The sequence below is a fragment of the Bythopirellula polymerisocia genome, assembly GCF_007860015.1.
In the GTDB taxonomy this organism is placed as follows: Bacteria; Planctomycetota; Planctomycetia; order Pirellulales; family Lacipirellulaceae; genus Bythopirellula; species Bythopirellula polymerisocia.
Map to the genome: position 1 here is coordinate 683,205 of NZ_SJPS01000002.1, position 16,426 is coordinate 699,630.

Annotated in this window: 14 protein-coding genes; 8 read left to right on the forward strand and 6 right to left on the reverse strand. The window is 53.5% G+C overall.

Annotated elements, in window-relative coordinates; translation table 11 throughout:
• Nucleotides 1-337: 337 nt before the first annotated feature.
• Complete coding sequence (locus Pla144_RS08890) at nucleotides 338-637, reverse strand: hypothetical protein (RefSeq protein WP_146450185.1); 300 nt, start codon at nucleotides 635-637, stop codon at nucleotides 338-340.
• A 61-nt stretch (nucleotides 638-698) separates the two neighbouring features.
• On the opposite strand from Pla144_RS08890, the gene Pla144_RS24515 reads away from it, so the two are divergent.
• Nucleotides 699-857: a hypothetical protein gene (locus tag Pla144_RS24515; protein ID WP_197530516.1), complete on the forward strand. Its 159-nt coding sequence runs from the start codon at nucleotides 699-701 to the stop codon at nucleotides 855-857.
• A gap of 401 nt (nucleotides 858-1,258) precedes the next feature.
• Complete coding sequence (locus tag Pla144_RS08895) at nucleotides 1,259-2,767, forward strand: DUF1598 domain-containing protein (RefSeq protein ID WP_146450187.1); 1,509 nt, start codon at nucleotides 1,259-1,261, stop codon at nucleotides 2,765-2,767.
• On the opposite strand, the gene Pla144_RS08900 is transcribed toward Pla144_RS08895, so the two are convergent.
• On the reverse strand, nucleotides 2,764-3,420 hold the full coding sequence (locus tag Pla144_RS08900; RefSeq protein ID WP_197530517.1) for a DedA family protein: 657 nt from the start codon (nucleotides 3,418-3,420) through the stop codon (nucleotides 2,764-2,766). The genes Pla144_RS08895 and Pla144_RS08900 overlap by 4 nt on opposite strands.
• A 176-nt stretch (nucleotides 3,421-3,596) precedes the next feature.
• The gene (locus tag Pla144_RS08905) at nucleotides 3,597-4,787 is read right to left on the reverse strand and encodes an FAD:protein FMN transferase (RefSeq protein WP_146450191.1); all 1,191 of its coding nucleotides are present in this window, start codon (nucleotides 4,785-4,787) and stop codon (nucleotides 3,597-3,599) included.
• Nucleotides 4,788-4,832: 45 nt separating this feature from the next.
• Between Pla144_RS08905 and glmM the strand changes: the two genes are divergently transcribed.
• Nucleotides 4,833-6,170: a phosphoglucosamine mutase gene (gene glmM / locus Pla144_RS08910; protein ID WP_146450193.1), complete on the forward strand. Its 1,338-nt coding sequence runs from the start codon at nucleotides 4,833-4,835 to the stop codon at nucleotides 6,168-6,170.
• Nucleotides 6,171-6,175: 5 nt separating this feature from the next.
• Here the strand turns inward: glmM and mtaB are convergent, their stop codons facing one another.
• The gene (mtaB, locus tag Pla144_RS08915) at nucleotides 6,176-7,444 is read right to left on the reverse strand and encodes a tRNA (N(6)-L-threonylcarbamoyladenosine(37)-C(2))-methylthiotransferase MtaB (RefSeq protein ID WP_146450195.1); all 1,269 of its coding nucleotides are present in this window, start codon (nucleotides 7,442-7,444) and stop codon (nucleotides 6,176-6,178) included.
• A 181-nt stretch (nucleotides 7,445-7,625) separates the two neighbouring features.
• Here mtaB and panB point away from each other — a divergent pair, with 181 nt between their 5' ends.
• Nucleotides 7,626-8,444 (forward strand): 3-methyl-2-oxobutanoate hydroxymethyltransferase, encoded by an 819-nt coding sequence (panB, locus tag Pla144_RS08920; protein ID WP_146450197.1) that lies wholly within the window; start codon nucleotides 7,626-7,628, stop codon nucleotides 8,442-8,444.
• Nucleotides 8,445-8,459: 15 nt separating this feature from the next.
• Here panB and Pla144_RS08925 read toward each other — a convergent pair whose 3' ends face one another.
• Nucleotides 8,460-8,879 (reverse strand): thiol-disulfide oxidoreductase DCC family protein, encoded by a 420-nt coding sequence (locus Pla144_RS08925; RefSeq protein WP_146450200.1) that lies wholly within the window; start codon nucleotides 8,877-8,879, stop codon nucleotides 8,460-8,462.
• 151 nt (nucleotides 8,880-9,030) lie between these two features.
• On the opposite strand from Pla144_RS08925, the gene Pla144_RS08930 reads away from it, so the two are divergent.
• The 3 genes from Pla144_RS08930 to Pla144_RS08940 all read left to right on the forward strand — a co-directional run bounded on the left by Pla144_RS08930 (nucleotide 9,031) and on the right by Pla144_RS08940 (nucleotide 13,489).
• Entirely contained in the window at nucleotides 9,031-10,683 is a 1,653-nt protein-coding gene (locus tag Pla144_RS08930; protein WP_146450203.1) for a hypothetical protein, read from the forward strand.
• Between the two features lie 262 nt (nucleotides 10,684-10,945).
• On the forward strand, nucleotides 10,946-12,961 hold the full coding sequence (locus Pla144_RS08935) for a hypothetical protein (RefSeq protein ID WP_146450205.1): 2,016 nt from the start codon (nucleotides 10,946-10,948) through the stop codon (nucleotides 12,959-12,961).
• Between the two features lie 45 nt (nucleotides 12,962-13,006).
• Nucleotides 13,007-13,489 carry a hypothetical protein gene (locus Pla144_RS08940; RefSeq protein ID WP_146450208.1) on the forward strand — a complete coding sequence of 161 codons (483 nt, stop codon included), beginning with the start codon at nucleotides 13,007-13,009 and terminating at the stop codon, nucleotides 13,487-13,489.
• Between the two features lie 107 nt (nucleotides 13,490-13,596).
• Here the strand turns inward: Pla144_RS08940 and Pla144_RS08945 are convergent, their stop codons facing one another.
• Nucleotides 13,597-13,845, reverse strand: coding sequence for a hypothetical protein (locus Pla144_RS08945; protein WP_146450210.1), 249 nt, complete (start codon nucleotides 13,843-13,845; stop codon nucleotides 13,597-13,599).
• On the opposite strand from Pla144_RS08945, the gene Pla144_RS08950 reads away from it, so the two are divergent.
• On the forward strand, nucleotides 13,844-16,312 hold the full coding sequence (locus Pla144_RS08950) for a TolC family protein (RefSeq protein ID WP_146450213.1): 2,469 nt from the start codon (nucleotides 13,844-13,846) through the stop codon (nucleotides 16,310-16,312). The genes Pla144_RS08945 and Pla144_RS08950 overlap by 2 nt on opposite strands.
• Nucleotides 16,313-16,426: the final 114 nt, after the last annotated feature.

Sequence of the window (16,426 nt, forward strand, 5' to 3'; positions counted from 1 at the left end):
GCGGCTACGCTCAATTCCAACTCAGATGAACGACAGGTCCAGTTGTAACGCTCTCGCCGATTGCAGCAGTCGCAAATTGCAGTGTGTTTTAGTCGTTTACCGTCGCAACCGGTACGAACGAAACACCCTGAACTGCTAACTCCAATCGAGCTAGCAATTTCTTGAAACTTATCAAGGGTTTTGCGACGGCTCGTCGATATGCCTTCATATCCAATGGAGCGTTAGCCTCTGGCAATCAGAAGCGACCCCTCTCGAACTGGCACAACAACAATACGAAAGTAAGTGCGGTCGAAGGCCTTTGTGATTGCTATGTGGCCACTGTGTTTCCCTCTCAATTTTAGGAGCCTCCCAAATGAAGAATCAAGTCCTTTTGTCGACGCTGGGCGTCGCAATCGTTCTGAGCTGTGCTGGAAACGCCAATGCGTTCTTCGGCATGTTCGGTGGTTGCTGCGAGCCTAGCTGTGGTTGTGCTGACAACTGTTGCGAGCCATCTTGTGGATGTGCAGACGCATGCTGTGAGCCAAGCTGTGGTTGTGCCGATGATTGCTGCTGTGCCCCAAGTTGCTGCTGCTGCAAGAAGCCAGGCCTCTGTGCCCGTATGAAAGCCCGTCACGCATGCAAGAAAGCCCGCAAGCATTGCTGCGAGCCATCCTGCGGATGTGCTGACAGCTGCTGCGAGCCAAGCTGTGGTTGTGCTGATGACTGCTGCAACAATGGTTGCGGATGCGAGCCCAGCTGTGGCTGTGCCGATAGCTGCTGCGAGCCATCTTGCGGTTGTGCCGATGACTGCTGCGACTCCGGTTGCTGCGGATCATGCTGCTGCAAGCCAAAGCGTCAAGGCCTTTGTGCCCGCATGAAAGCCCGTCACGCTTGCAAGAAAGCTGCCAAGTGCTGCTGCGAGCCAAGCTGTGGCTGTGCCGATAGCTGCTGCGAGCCAAGCTGCGGTTGTGCAGACGACTGCTGCAACAATGGCTGCGGCTGCGAGCCTTCCTGCGGATGTGCAGGCTGAGCTAAGTTAGCATCAACCAAAGGTTAAACAACCTTAGATTGAACCCTCCTGAACGGCCCCTTGTTCTCACGAACAAGGGGTCGTTTTTTTGTTGGTACCACTCGCTGCCGATCATAGCTCCCCAGATGATAGAGGTATCTCAAGCAAGTGGACAATTGAAGCCCATCCTGCGATAATTCGGCAGATGGGTGGAACAAATTGGGACGCCCCATCATCTCGTCTAGCGGAACATAGCGAGGAACTTGGGTCATGCGTCACTTTCAGTTCACACGATTTCTTATTTTCTGCGTGCTGCTTAGATGTTGCCTTGAGTCGACACTTTTCGCCCAGCAGGTCACACCCTCCAAAGTCCCCGCGGGCATTAATACCGGCGGTGCAGGTGGTGCAGCCCAAGCCGACTTCGATACGCTGATCGATCTGATCCAGTCGACCGTGGCCTATGATTCCTGGATGGAGAATGGGACCGGCGAGGGAGAGATTTCGCCGTTCGCCATCAACGGTGTTTATGCCGATGCCAAGGGGATCTTGCGATTCGTCGAATCGCTCAAAATATCAACGAAGCTGCAGGAAGGTACTCATACACGCCCGAGCCAAGATATTGCCGACGTGCGTCTTTCGTCCCCGCTGCGGTTTGTCTCGCTACCTCGACTTGAGCGAGCGATCGGGCAGCACCAGCAGGAGCGAACGCCTCTCCCCCCCGAGATGCTCACGCTGGCAGGATTGCAAAGCATAGAGTACCTGATCGTCAATCCGGAGACGAAGGATTTGATCCTGGCAGGTCCAGCTGGTGACTGGCAAATCGGCTTGGATAAATCGCTAGTCAGTGTTGAGACAGGTCAAGCAGTCATACGGTTGGATGACTTGCTTGCCCTCTGGCGGCGACCCGACGTCTCAGCCCCGTTTGGTTGCTCGATCGTGCCGCGCCAGGAAGCACTCGCCCAGACTCAGGCATTTCTTCAGGTATCTGGGGCCGAGCCGCTTGAACCGGGGGGGCGGAAGAAGTGGCTTACTGAGCTCCGTGACACGCTCGGAAGCCAGGATGTCGAGTTCTTTGGTATTGCTCCCACCAGCCATGCGGCACTCGTCCTCTTGATCGCTGACTATCACATGAAGCTCATTGGCATGGGACTGGCAAACGGCGTCCCAGGTGTGGAGAGTTATCTCGACACGGTGGAATTGAATCCCGATGGATCAGCCCCTGCAATGAGTGTGTTGCGGTGGTGGTTCACGATGAATCATAGCCCCGTGGCGACTGATGCGGCCCACGAATTTTTTCGGTTTCCAGGAGATGGTGTGAAGGTCTTGAGTGAAAACGAACTCTTAGCTGCCCGCGGAGAAAGAGTCCATACGAACCAATCTGAAGTGCTCAACGAGCGTTTCGCGACCAGTTTCACGACGGACTTTTCGCAGATTAGCCGGGAGTATCCGCTCTACGGTGAACTCGAGAACCTCTTCGATCTCTCGCTGGTGTTAGCGATTATTGAGAAAGAGCACCTGCTCGAACGTGCCGCTTGGCAGCCTACCTTGCTGAAGGATTCGGAGGTGTTACCACTGCCAATCATAAGAATTCCTCGCGAAGTCCAGACGGTCGTTAATCATCGGATGATCAATCGTCGACAGATCATCGCCGGAATCAGTGGTGGAGTCTGGGTAGATAGCCGTCGCACTTTGAAGTTGGAGACTGCCGATCCGGACCAAATGCCAGTCATTGACTCAAAAGATTTGCCTTCATCCGCCGAGAGTTGGTGGTGGGATTAGTTGAGGCTCTTCTCCTCAGAAGTCCTCTCTACAGGATCGTTTTTACTTGCATGGCGAACGAGTACTTCATCAAGGACTTGTTGTCGCTGCCGTCGCAACCACCAGAGAAATGCGATGAGTATCGCAAGAAGCACGACCAACGTGAACCCCACCTCCGCATCACGAATCAGCTCCACGATATCGTTGCCGAAGTAGTAGGCCAGAGTAAAAAAGGTTCCAACGACTAAGGTGGCACAGATCAGGTCATAGAGAATGAACTTACGAAAAGGAACACGTGCCACACCTGCCGAAAGATAGACGGGGCCACGGACTCCCACCATGAATCGAGCCAGCAGCATCACCTTGAACATGTGCCGCTGAATGGATTGCTCAAAATATTCTTCGCGCTGAGCACCGAGCCATTTACTTAGCTTGGGATGTCGCATGACCAAGCCATGACCGAAGTGATAGCCAATGGCATACATGGCAGTGTCTCCGAGCAGGGCCCCCACAATGGCGGCCAACAGGGCCAAGACGGGATTCAAATTCCCTTGGGAACTGATGATCCCCGCCAAAACGATGGGAACTTCCTCGGGAATGGGAAGTCCACAGCCCGTCAAGAGCAGGAAGACCACGATCCCCACATAGCCACCACTTTCTATCAAGATATCCACTTCGGTCTGTCTCGATTTTCGTTGGTGAATGTGGGTAGGTGGTAAACCAGTGGCTCATCATTGTAACCCGAAGTGTACCAGAGGCAAAATGCAACGACTTATCTCCTAGGCGAACGCTACATACGACTCTATTCCAAGGAATCGCACAAATGCTGCGTCAACAAACTAGAGCGGGTTCAAGTTTTTCCAATCGTGCTCGGAGTCCAGTCTTCGGGTGGTAGGTTGAAAGCATGAATACTGATGTCCGATTGGTTTTCCTTGGGACACACCAACACGGCTCCAACCTCCGCGTGATTTGCGCAGTATTCGGCCGCTCCTTCAACACCGGATACATAGAACGCAGTTGCCAGGGCGTCTGCTTCCGCCGCCGTGGGGGCCAGCACGGTTGCTGTAAAGATCCCCTCGGCTGGCCAACCGGTGCGCGGATCAAGAATGTGACCAAATTTCTTCCCCGCAGCTTCAAAATACTGGGTCGCCCCACCAGCCGTCCCGAGCGATCGATTACGCAAATGAAATTCAGCAATATGGCGATGTGGCTCCAAAGGATGTCGCAGTCCGATGGTCCAGTATTCATCGAGGCTGGCGCGATTACATCCTCTGGCCAGGATGCTACTACTCCCGCCATGCCATAAATAGTCGCTGGCTCCTTGTTCGTCCAAGAATTGGGCAACCCGATCCAATGCGTAGCCCTTGCCGATCGAGTTGAAGTTAATCTCGATCCCTGGTTGCAGAAATTGGATAGTTTTTTCTTGGCCACTGAGTTCGATCTTTGAAGTATCTACATGCGAGAGAGCCTCGGCAAGTTCCTCTTCATTTGGGATCTGCCCAGTACGTTTCAAAAATCCCCACACTCGCGAGAGTGGCGTGCTAGTGATATCAAAAGCCCCGTTGGTCTCCTGAAAAAGGCACATGCATTGTTCCAGCAAGCCGAGCAAATCTGGGTCGACTTCGACAGGGCCGTTGGCCGCCTGCTTGTTGATATCTATGACAGTGCTTTCTGGTCGATAAATGGTAAGTTGATCCTCGACGGCTTCGATCAAGTCAAAGGCATCCATGAAAGCATTTGCCACCTTGCGGTCGGCCTGATGGTATTGGACAGCAAATTCACACGCCATTGCACGGCGGCTCGCTCGGACGTGCATGGCGGGATCAGACGGCATGCGATCCACCAGTGGCCCCACCATCGAATCGAGCCAACCTTGCGCCCATTCCTGAGCCCGATTAACAAGAGTCTCGGCAGCCGCCTTTCCCTGCAAGAAATCACGTCTCGAATGATGCTGTCGATCTGCCATGCGTCCATTATAGCCCGTCGGTCCCTCAAATGGGCAGAGGCACCGGTTTTGCAATGCCGTGGATAGTGTTACCATTCTTAGCAATATCGTAAGTCAAGTGCTCGGTCACCCAGGAATCCTATGAGCGATTTAATCATTAGCGTCTCGGGGTTACGCGGCGTCGTAGGAGATTCGCTGACTCCCGAAATCGCCATTCGTTTCGTCAATGCTTTTTGCCTAGAGTTGCCCCCAGGGCCGATCGTTGTCACGAGTGATGGTCGGCATACCGGGCCGATGGTCGCTTCCGCAGTACAATCAGCGCTGTTGGCAGCGGGACGAGACTGTCTCGATGGAGGAGTCGCTGCCACACCAACTACTGGCGTGCTAGTCCGTCATCACGATGCCGTCGGGGGGATCCAAATCTCGGCAAGTCACAATCCACCGGAATACAACGGACTAAAACTGTTTGATGCCAAGGGTCGCGTTATCCCCTCCGCTGCAGGTCAACGAGTTCTGGACCGATTTCAATCAGGACAGACACCCTGGAAGATGTTCGATCAACTTGGCGTTGCGAGTTCCATCGAAGACACGACTTCCGCCCACTTGGAGTTGGTGCTAGCGATCTGCGATGTCGAGCGGATCCGCGCTCGCCAGTTTCGTGTGCTGGTTGACGCCAACCACGGATCAGGAAGCGTCCTCGCCCTGCCGCTACTGGAAGCACTGGGCTGCGAGGTCACGATGTTGGGAGGCACGCCCGATGGTCTGTTCGCCCACCCTCCCGAACCGACCTGCGAGAATCTCTCCTCCGTGCTGAGCGAGGTGCGAAATCAGAGTGCGGCAATCGGATTCTGTCAGGACCCCGATGCGGATCGGCTGGCAGTGATCGACGAACTGGGCCGCTATGTCGGCGAAGAGTTCACTCTCGCCATGGTTGCTGATCATGTCCTGCGTCGAACTCCGGGCGCAATCATTACCAATTGCTCGACGAGCCGCATGACGCAGGATTTGGCCGAGAAGTACGGCGTGCCATTCATTCGCTCGATGGTAGGAGAGGCCAACGTGGTCGACAAAATGATCGAATCAGAAGCTGTGCTGGGAGGAGAAGGAAATGGCGGAGTGATCGACCCTCGTGTCGGATTGGTCCGAGACAGTTTTGTTGGCATGGGGTACCTTCTAGACGCCATGGCGGCAAGAGAAATGCCCATCAGTGCGTTGGCTGATGAACTGCCACAATACGCAATCTGTAAATCCAAGGTTACTCTACCAGGAGAACGGGTAGCAGAGTCCTTTTATAAACTCGAAAACCATTTTGCAGATGCCAAGGGGGATCGCTTAGATGGTTTGCGACTCGACTGGCCTGACAAATGGCTGCTCATCCGCGCGAGCAACACAGAGCCAATCGTGAGAATAATTGCTGAGGCACCCATGGCAGCCGAGGCGAAAAGTTTATGTAACGAGGCTGCCGCACTACTTTCTTAATTGGCTTATTCCGCGACAATTCGGCCTTCGCCATGTGAGCCAGCGATGACATCCAAAAATTCTCCGGAGGAGGCCGCCCCACTCGGCACCGCCACAGGCGCATAACGACAAGAGGTTCCTACATAGTAACCAGGCTTTTCTTCCAATTCGGATTCAACCAAGACGCGAAGTTTTCGGCCTTCCAGGCTGGAAAAATAGCGATCACGTAATTCCGCTTCGACGCGCGTTAATTCCTGCATTCGTTCGTGCTTGACGCTCTTGGAAAGTTGCTCAGGCATCTCGGCGGCGGGGGTACCTCGACGGGCACTGAAAGGAAAAATATGGATCTTCGAGAATCCAACTTGTCGGGCTGTCTCACAGGTCTCCTCAAATTCGCGATCGGTCTCGCCAGGAAATCCCACAATAATGTCCGTAGTGATCGCCGGCTGGTCTAGCCGTTCTTGGAGCAACTGGCAGCGATCAATAAATCGTCGGCTTCCCCAGCGGCGACGCATGCGGCGAAGAACGCTGTCGCTGCCGCTTTGCATTGAAATATGCAGATGCGGGCAAATCTTTTCGGGATGTTCGGCCATCACCTCGATCAACTCGCGTGTCACTTCGGTCGCCTCGATGCTGGATAGCCGAACACGAAAGTCGCCCGGCAGCTCGGCAATGGCTCGTACCAAGTGCGAGAGCCGTGTCCAATTCTCTTTGGGTTGGTGGCGATTCCAATCGACACCATAGTGTCCCAGATGAATGCCGGTGAGCACAACTTCACGATAACCGTTCGCGACAAGGCGCCGCACCTCAGTAAGAATATGTAGCATGGGACGACTGGCGAGCTCGGGTCTCACCATGGGAATGATACAAAAGCTGCACCTTAGCAGGCAGCCGTCTTGGACTTTGACATAAGCCCGATGCCGACGACCAAAGCCAGAAATCCCTGTCGGCACATCGGTCACGCCAAACCGGCCTAACAAATCTCCTAGCTCGCGCTTGTCGGTGAGTACCTCGGTCACATTTGGCAGCCGAGCGACCTCTTCCGGGGCGCGGGTCGCATAGCAACCCATGACGACGATCTTGCTCGCAGGATTTTCCCTTGCCAACCGGCGGATTATTTGCCTACTCTTGGAATCCCCTTCCGAAGTCACCGTGCAGGTGTTCACAACACACAAGTCAGCAGGATTCCCGCCAACGGCATCCTGGTAGCCAATACCCAGGAGCCCTTCACGTAGGAACTCGGTCTCGTATTGATTGACCTTGCAGCCAAGGGTTACAGTCTTAAGAGCAGGCATAAATATTCGAGCGTATAGAAGTTGGAAACTTGGAAACTCTGAAGGATGAATTAATTATGCTAAATGATACACGAAATTGATATCAGGAGCGAACCCCCTCCGGGGTATTTTGACATACAACAAGTTCTACAGTTCTTGCCCACCCCTTTTTTCTTCTGTTCCCGTCGGCTAGCCTCAAACTATGGCAAAACACGAAAAATCAACCGGGCATTCCGAACGCATCACTGTCCCTGGATTTGCTTCACTCAAAGGGAGCGGCCAGAAGATTACCATGGTTACGGCCTACGACTACCCGTTCGCCCAATTAGTTGATGCGGCAGGAGTCGAGGCAGTTCTAGTCGGCGACAGCATGTCGATGGTAGTCCAGGGGCACGACAATACACTGCCGGTCACTCTCGATGAAATGATCTACCATGCCGAGATGGTTGGTCGGGCCGTCAACCATGCCTTGGTCATCGTCGATATGCCGTTTCCCAGTTATCACCTCGGCAAACACAAGGCAATCGAAAACGCGGGTCGCATCCTGAAGGAGACCCGCTGCCAGGCGGTTAAACTCGAAGGAGGCGCCGACCAAGCTGATACAATTCATGCTCTCGTCTCAGCCGGCATCCCCGTGATGGCCCACTGTGGCCTGCGCCCGCAGAGCGTGCATCAATTGGGTGGGTACCGAGTCCAGCGCGACGCTGCGGCCCTGCTCCACGATTCTCGTGCGGCAACCGAGGCAGGGGCGTTTTCCTTGGTCCTTGAGTGTATCCCCACAGAAATTGCCCGCCAGATCACGGAGAAGATTTCAATTCCCACCATCGGCATCGGCGCCGGCCCAGGATGTGATGGCCAGGTACTAGTGCTACACGATGTGCTGGGCCTAACCAGCGGTCGTGTGCCAAAGTTTGTGAAGGAATACGCCGACTTGCGCACAACCATTACGGATGCCGTTCGCAACTACCGCGATGATGTAAGAGGAGGTGAGTTTCCTGCCAAAGAACATGGATTTGAATAACGAATTCATAAACTCTCAGCGGTGCAAACTGCACTTACCGTCTTCACAACTTGATCCGCTGAGCCGATAGCGGTTCTTCGCGATCCAGCGGTATATGGGCCGCCAGATGAGCATGCTGCCTGGAAAATGCAACGGTGGAGATGCCCACCAGAGTCGTCGTAGTCTGAGAGTGAGATATCGCACTGCTTCAGGTCCCCAATGTCTATTGCCATTGTGGTCGACGATACACATTTCCTGCATCAAGCGTTCGTGCGTGAGATCGGGCCAACGGGCCTGCACCTGGGGATCGTGCAGCGACAAATAAGCAAGCTTTCCTTGGCAATCCCACCAGGGAAGCTTTTTCACTTGTGCCGTACAAATCCGGCAATCACCGTCGTAAACCACAACGTCGGCGTCAGGTCGCTCATCTGGGGTGGGAAGTTGCGTTTCAGCCATTTTTCAGCTCAAAGGGACTTAACGCCCAGGGATTGCATTCCCTGGGCGGCGAATTAACTTTACTGGCGTGACTTGGCAACCGCATAGCGATAAAATAGGAATGCTCTCATCATTCTAACTCAACCGCATTTATAAGCCAGGAGCAACCCTCATGGACCAGATACTTACCCAAGTTTCACGGGCTCGTCGGCGACTTTGGTTCGAGCTGTTCCTAAACCGTCTCGTCACAAGTTGCTTCGTGGCTCTGACACTGGCCCTTGTGGCTATTGCTGTGCCAAAGTTTGTAGCGATCGAAAACCTCCCAACCAGATGGTCACTTTGGTGTGCTTTGGCAGGCCTTGGCTTGGGATTTTTATCGGCGCTGGTTTGGTCACTAGTCGATGGCTTGAGTGAGCTCGATGCCGCCGTGGAGATAGACAGTCGCTTCAATTTGCGCGAACGAGTATCAAGCAGTTTGGCATTGTCAAGCAATGATGCCGAGTCTCCTGCTGGCCAGGCCCTGTTGGCCGATGCGGCCAGAGCGGTTCACCGCTTAGAGGTCACGTCGCAATTTGGGATTCAGATTCCGCGCAAGCGCTGGTTGCCATTGCTAACAACTTGCCTGGCTTTCTTTGTCGTCAGTTTCTTCGGAAATCAAGTGGCTCTAAGTAGTGCTGATCCGCATGCCGCCATTCAGGCAAAACAACAACGGGAAAACGTAAGCAAGACCCTCCGCGAGCGCTTGGTAGAGAAACGCAAGCTGGCTGCCGAGAAGGGGCTTAAAGAAGCCGAGGGACTGTTTGGCCAACTAGAAAAGGAAACTGAAAAACTTGCGAAGGCAAAAGATGCTGATCGCAAAAAGACACTCGTCAAGCTCAACGATCTGGCAAAGGAACTTGCCGAGCGCCGCGACCAACTCGGCGGGGACAAAGAGCTGCGGAAACAGTTGGCAAAGCTGAACAATCTTAATCAGGGCCCTGCAGATAAAATGGCCGAGGCGATGAAACAAGGAAACTGGCAACAGGCAAGTCAGGAACTCGAAAAACTGAAAAAGCAACTCGCCCAAGGGAAGCTTGATGAAGAGGCTAAGAAGGCACTGATGGAGCAGATGAAACAAATGCAAGAGAAACTTGCCGAGGCTGCTGCAGCACAGGAGCAAGCAATGGAAGACCTAAAGAAACAAATCGAGAAGCAGCAGAAAGATGGGAACCTGGCTGAAGCAGGCGAGTTACAACAGAAACTCGAACAGATGCAAAAACAAAAGAACCTGAACGACAAGCTGGGCCAACTTGGATCGCAAATGGGTGCTCTGCAAGATGCCATGAAAAAAGGTGACAACGGCAAGGCTGCCCAAGCGATGAGCGATATGATGGAACAAATGGAGCAGCTAGAACAGCAGATGCAAGAAGGCGAAATGCTCACCGCGGCGATGGACCAGTTGCAAATGGCCAAGGACGCGATGGCTTGTAGCGAGTGCCAGGGTATGGGGTGTGCCACTTGCCAGGGCAACATGTTTTCCAATCAATTTAGTGAAAAGGCCGGAAATGGCATGGGAGCGGGCCGCGGCTTTGGTCCCCGACCCGATGAAAAGAACGACGTGAATTTCCGTGATTCCCGCGTGAGACAGAACCCTGGCCGCGGGGCGGCCGTGCTGGCCGGCGAAGCGGACGGACCAAACATGCGCGGGAATGTCGCCGAGGCAATCAAAGAAGAGATGGCCTCTGTGGGAAGCACACTTGCGGACCCTCAAGTCGTGGAACAGCTCCCAAAATCTCGCCGGGAACACGCCGAGGAGTACTTTAATACACTCCGCGAAGGTCGCTGATCGACTCCTCCCGAAATGGCGTATCTTCCCCTCTGGGCGTAGATCTACCAGCTCCCTTTTTGATTGCACAATCCGGATTACCTATTCAAAATATCCGACCTATCTGGATAATCGGCGTAGGCCAGCTAAGTTGGGTGCATTATACTTGTTGGGTAATCACGGCGATTCGGTTTGCGGCGAGGCTCAGGGTGGGCCAGGCAACTCTGGTAGGAGAATGCCCAACTACGGGAAAACTGGAATCGCGTTCTAGGAGGAACACGTCGTGCGGCAAATTTTACTTCGTAGATCTTATCTCGGTACGCATCTTCTAATTCTCGGATTTCTTTTATTTGCAAATCCTGCTTGGAGCGAAATTGAGAAAGCCGAGGAGCATTCAACAGACCTTTCGGGACTTGCAGCCGCTGCATCCCAGGATCATCGCACGTTTGATAATGACCGGTTTGAACCAACTCGACAGGAACTCATTAATAGTTCAGCGGCCTTGGAAAGGGCCTTGGTGCCTGGATCAAACCTTTCCAAGAACTGGAAACGCTATCTCAAGTGGGATTTACTCACCCCTCAACTCCAAGAAGGCGCGAAGATTGACCGCGATTCACTGGAGAACCTCAAGACGGTCCTCCGCCGTTTTCGGGCCAATCATCCTGGTCTAGAGCTACCTGTTTTCACTCGCACTGCCGCCGCATTGGATCGCTACCAAGAGGTAGCGTTTTGGAATGCTTTGGCAGCTCGCAGAGATACAGCTCCGATCTATGATTCGTACATGAAGTCATTTGCTGAGCAGCTCCGCCGCCACAAAGAAGCTCCGACAATGGAAACAACTCGCCAAGTCGGCCAAGCCTTGGGAACAGTTGGACTCTTGGGTGATTCGCCGCAGGTGGTGCAAGCGGTTCACGAGGCCTATTCACGCCCGAATGTGTGGGCCGACGTGTCAACCAGTGCACTAAACCAACTCGCTGCTCCCGTATGCCAAATGCGGCCGGTGCGCGATTGTATTCTTGGTGCCACGGTTCGTGGAACAGCTATTACCAGTGGCTTGGTACGATTTTATCCCTTGGAATCTTCCAACCGCATCGAGATGGATATCCATCTCGCTGGTGTTATCAATTCTCAAACTCAAGCTTTCAAGAAACCCGTGCGAGTCAGCAGCTCAGGCACAACGAACTACACTGCATCCAAGCGGCTATACATCAGCGACGATCAATTCACCACTATGGGTCCCCAGGTGAGCGCGCGGACTCATACCCACATACGTTCGGTCCAGAAGACGGGTGGGAGATTTGGTAAGCGTCTGGTGGAGAAAATTGCTTGGAAAAAAGTGTATGAAAAGAAATCGCAAAGCGAATGGATTGCCGCTCGCCACGCCGAACAGAAAATCGCAGATAGTTTTAATCAGCAGGTTGTGGAGGCACTATCCAACGGACGAGTAAATTACGAAGGAAAACTTCGGGCTCCCCTGACTCGGGTGGGGCTTCTGACCGAGGCGATTCACCTTTCTTCGAATAGCAACGCCATCCACACCCAAGCTGTCCTGGCTTCGCACAAGCAGATTACCACAGACGCTCTACCTCCCGGCAAACTTGCCGACAACGACGTGACCGTTCAGCTACATGAGACGGCTGTTAATAACTTTTTGCCGGTCGTTCTTGCTGGGGCAGTACTTCGACAAGAGCGAGAAGACGAACGTCCAAAACTAGAAGGGGATGTTCCCCCTTGGCTCAAAGAGTTGTCAGAGAAATCGCCTCAAGAAATTGCTGAGAACGTACAATCGGCTGCCGCTGAGATTGCTCCTGAACTCGTGGCGGAGCCTGAAAAGAAATCGATGCCTTTCCGTCCCTGGTATTTTAAGTTTAACACGGAGCATCCTGCCAGCGTGAGTTTCGAAGATCAAAAGCTGACCCTGCGGATGCGACTGGCGGAATTGCAAGCCAGCGAAGTCAAGGAAGATGAACCCCTCAAAAATTGGGATTTTATCGTCACCTACAAAGTCATCCAGGATGGCAACGAGGTCCTGCTAAAACGCGAGGGGGACATCGAAGCCTTTCCAACCGGATTTGATCCCCGCTGGGATGACAAACTGACCGGCGAACAGGTCGGCTTGAGGAGTAACCTCGCCAAGAATCTCAACAAGCGGGCAGCCGAAGGACAAGGCTTTCCTGCAGAGATTCCCATTCCTGCGATCAAGCTGCCGCAGCAAAATGACGGTAATCAGCTGACCTTGCAGCTGGCCCAACTCGATTGTGACAATGGTTGGTTGACGATCGGCTATCACCTGCCGTAGATTCAATTCTTATGTTAATGGTCGGACTCAGAAGGAGCATTCTTCATGGCCATGATCGAGCCGGTGGTTGATATCGCGTTTGATTGCTTGCCTCTGCGGTCCATAAGCAGGCTCGATGCGCCTTTGGACGCCCCTCCTGAGTTTCGTCGTCGGCATGAATTGCTTGCGGCTGCTATGGAGCGATTTGGTCCTGCTCGGACTTATTTTCTCTACAACGCCCGTTGCGTGTTTCGGTTGGCAAACAGCGAAATCGAAGGAATGATCCGCTTTGAATTCGATGGAATCGTCCGCACAGATGCTAGCGATCTGCTAACTGAGCAAGTCGATTTGGAATCAAAGCTTGCTAGCGATACTTGCGGTGGTATTCCGCCCGAAGTCGAAGACTGGCTAAAAAATCGGGTTGAACAAGCAGTTGCTATCGAATTCGACCGGTTCATAGCCGCTGGGCAGCTTACCGAGCGTTCCAGCGACCTGGGGCAAGATGTTTCCCTCTCAACTCTCGCCGGATTCTCCGGCATGAACGTTTAGCGCTCAGCCCTAGGCTCTAGGCATCCAAGCATGGTCAACACTTTGGTCTGGGATTGCCTACCGCTATCAGCGGTAGCAGGAACCATCAGCCAAAGTTCCTAGGAATGTCAAAGTTTGACGATTGGGTCGACGATAACGGTTGTAACGACTTTCCTAGCGGCTGCGCGCACCGTATTTACGGGACCATGACGTGCTAGCAAGGGAAGTCGGGCCCGGGGGGGCTCGGTGAAGGAAGGCGAATGTGCTTCGGCACCCGCTAGCAGCGTAAGCAATAGGATATGAACTCCCCCAGGAGATTCAAACTGACAGCCACTCTTTTGGCGGCTCAAGGGTTGAATCCAGGAAATCTGCATCATGAACCGGCAAATCCGAGCGACATTATCGCTAGGGCTCTGTGTGTTGACACTCCTCCCAGGGTGCCACCCGACACAACCCTACTTCTTCGCCGAAGATGGCAAGGTGTTTGGCACCGGCGATCTTTCGCACTATCTCGATGTGGCAACCGAGCTTGAATACCCCGACGTGGATGCATGTCCGATTGATGAAGTCACAGGTACTCAAGCACCGCTAACGCTCAGCAATTCAGAAAACTTCGACATCTGGGAACTGACACTCGAAGATGTCACACGCATCACACTGACCAATAGCAAGGTAATGCGATCACTTGGTGGACGAATCACTGATAGCGGCAGCAACATTGCCCTCTCGACCCCAGAGATCCTCGTTCAAAACGCCGCGAATGCCTTAACCGTCTATGACCCTGCGATCGTGGAAACCGGCAACGGTACCGGAACGGGCAGCCCGTTTAGCGGAACAGGCGTCGAGGCAGCATTGTCGGAGTTCGATGCGACGCTTGATAGTAGCATCACTTGGAATAAAAATGATCGCCCTCAGAACTTCGGCGTGGCCAACCTGCCTGGTTTCTTCGCACCCTTGTTCAAACAAGATCTAGGCACCGGTACCCTGGGAATCACCAAGAACACGGCCAACGGTAGCACTTTCAGCTTCCGCAACAACTACTTCTACGATCAAAATAACAATGGAAGTCGCATCCAACCGAGCGACTGGTTTACCAACTTTGAGGCGTCCTTTAATCAACCTTTCCTACAAGGTGCGGGAACACAATACAATCGCATCGCTGGCTTCAATTCGTTCCAGCAAGCCGCCGCCGGTGGAGCGAACCAAATTGACGGCGTAATCATTTCGCGAATTCGTCAGGACGTTGCATTAGTGGACTTCGAAGAAGGAGTCCGCGACATGATGCTCGAAGTGGAAGACGTCTACTGGGAATTGTATTTCGCCTACCGCGATCTCGATGCCCGCAAGATTGGCCGCGACAGTGCGTTGGAAACATGGCGGAAAGTGCAAGCCCTCAAGGGAGTCGGTACCCAGGGCGGCGAGGCAGACAAAGAAGCCCAAGCCCGATCTCAATTCTTCCGGTTTCAGGCTCAAGTGCAGGCAGCACTTACCAACCTCTACCGAGTCGAAAATCGACTTCGCTACAAAATGGGACTCACCCCCACAGACAATCGCTTGATCCGACCAGCCGATGAACCCACGATTGCCAAAATCGAATTTGATTGGAACACAGTACTTTGTGAAGCCCTAGCCAGACGTGCAGAGCTACGCAACCAGAAATGGCAGATTAAACGACGTGAGCTGGAACTTGTGGCCACGAAGAACAATCTTATGCCGCGTCTCGATGCCACAGGTACCTATCGCTGGTTAGGTGCCGGTGATGAACTCTTGGATTCGCAAAGTGTCGGAGGGCCGATCTTTGGCGATGGTTCGAACGCCTTCGACGTACTCACCAGCGGTCGTTTTCAAGAATGGCAGCTAGGCCTGCAGTTCACGATGCCAATCGGCTTCCGACGTGCATTGGCTGGTGTTCGTCATCATCAACTCTTACTGGCCCGGGAACGTGCGGTGCTCGAAGACCTAGAACTTACCGTCGCTCATCAGTTGACCGATGCAATAAGAGACCTTGATTTCAACTTCCAAAACACCCAAACGAATTTCAACAGCCGTGTAGCGAGCCAGGACGAAGTGAATGCCCTTCGCACAGTCTACGAAGCGGGCCGCGAACGGATCGATCTCTTGCTTGATGCCCAGCGCCGACAGGCTGAAGCAGAGTCAGCTTACTACCGTTCGCTGGTCGACTACAATCGCGCCATCATGCGAGTTCACTACCGCAAAGGCTCACTCCTTGAATACAACTCCGTGTACTTGGCCGAAGGACCGTGGCCCGGCAAGGCATATTTTGATGCCCTGCGCCTTGCTCGACAAAGGGATGCCAGCACATTTATCAACTATGGCTACACCAGACCACGCGTGATCAGCCAGGGTCCGACCGAGCAACACGCGGGTCAGTTCCAATCGATCGACGGCAAGAACTTCGAAGTGATCGAGAGTCCAACTTTAGCTCCCGAACAAGAAGGAGTGCAAGGTGAGGAGTCAATGCCGCTGCCCGAACCAATTGATCCTGCTGGTGGTGTCATTGAACCATTGGAATCCGGAGTCGATCTGGCCATGTTTCCAACCACAGAGGATGGTCTTGGTACAAAGTTCACACCTTTGCCCACAGAAGTACCGTCAACTCCGCTTGCACCAGTAGGCTACACAAACAGCGTTCCAGAAGGTTCTGAAATCCTCTCAATGCCACCTTCGACGGCTCCAGCAGCTAATCCGTTCCGCAATCCAAATCGCCAAGAGTTTACACAGTGGATTGATTCCAACACGAGAGGCTTGCCGCCGAGCGAACCGATCGATAATCCCTTCAGGCTAGAATCGTCGGGTACTGCTAACTCGGTAGTGTCTCCGTAGCTGGGACGAGCAACTCCATATCTGGCCAGGTGATAGGTGCTCGACGGGGGTGTGGAAACAAGCTCGCGGCTCAAGGGACTACCCGTTTTGCACCCTGCTGGTGTACAACAAAGG